Here is a 1,134-nt window from a genome sequence, read left to right on the forward strand (position 1 = left end):
CCCGCCATTCCCAAGCCTACAAGGACGAAGCGCTGGCTTTGGCCGAGCGCATTGGCGTCAGCAAGGCTGCCGAACAGCTCGGCCTGCATGCTTCCCAGCTCTACGGCTGGCGGAGCAAGAAGCACCAGACTCAGGCCGGCAGCGAGCGCGAGCAGTCGCTGGCCGACGAGAATGCCCGACTCAAGCGGCTGTTGGCCGAGCACGCCGAGGAGCTGGCCATCGTAAAAAAGGCCGCCGCGTACTTTGCCAAGAGCCTCAAGTGAAGTACGCCTTCATGAGGACTCATACCGCGCATTTCTCGATCCAGGCCATGTGTCGCGTGTTGGGCGTTGCCCGCAGCGGTTACTACGCTTGGTGCTCTCGCAGGCCGTCAATGCGCCAGCGGCGAAGAGCCGAACTGGATCGGCAGGTCGCTCAGGCATACAGCGCATGCAAGGGCCGCAGCGGGGCTCCACGGCTGTGCCACGACCTGCGGGAAGCCGGCCTACCCTGCAATCGCAAGACGGTAGCCGCCTCGATGCAACGGCAAGGACTGCGTGCCAAGGCCGCCAAGAAGTTCAAGGCCACGACCAATTCTCAGCACTCCCTGCCAGTGGCAGAGAACTTGCTCAAGCAGGATTTCAAGGCATCTGCGCCAAATCAGAAATGGGTGGGTGACATCACCTACCTGCATACGGAGGAAGGCTGGCTGTATCTGGCAGTGGTCATCGATCTGTATTCACGGATGGTGATCGGCTGGGCCATGAACGAACGCATGACGGCCGACTTGGTTTGCGATGCCTTGCACATGGCGCTGTGGCGACGCAGGCAGCCTAATGACGTGATCGTGCATAGCGACCGCGGCAGCCAGTACTGCTCAGCGGCTTACCAGGAGCTGATCCGCGCCCATCACTTGCGATGCAGCATGAGCGCCAAAGGCAACTGCTACGACAATGCCTGTGCAGAGAGCTTCTTCCACAGCCTGAAGGTCGAGTGCATCCACGGCGAGCGCTTCACGAGCCGCGCCCAGATGCGTGAAACCGTGTTTGAATACGTCGAAACCGATTACAACCGCCAGCGGCGACACAGCACGCTGGGGCACATCAGCCCAGAGGCCTTCGAGGCCAGGATGTGTGCTTAAACCCGTGTCCACGG

The 1,134-nt window shown here is 61.3% G+C and carries 1 protein-coding gene; it reads left to right on the forward strand.

Annotated features, from left to right (window positions below; translation table 11 throughout):
- Positions 1–1,120, forward strand: a protein-coding gene (locus P353_RS27340; RefSeq protein ID WP_113707766.1) for an IS3 family transposase whose coding sequence is annotated in 2 segments (ribosomal slippage) — positions 1–222 and positions 222–1,120 — 1,121 coding nt annotated over the 2 segments. Because the reading frame shifts where the segments join, the coding sequence is not laid out codon by codon here. This gene is flagged as partial in the annotation.
- Positions 1,121–1,134: the final 14 nt, after the last annotated feature.

The organism is Comamonas testosteroni (assembly GCF_000761245.1).
GTDB lineage: Bacteria > Pseudomonadota > Gammaproteobacteria > Burkholderiales > Burkholderiaceae_C > Comamonas > Comamonas testosteroni_C.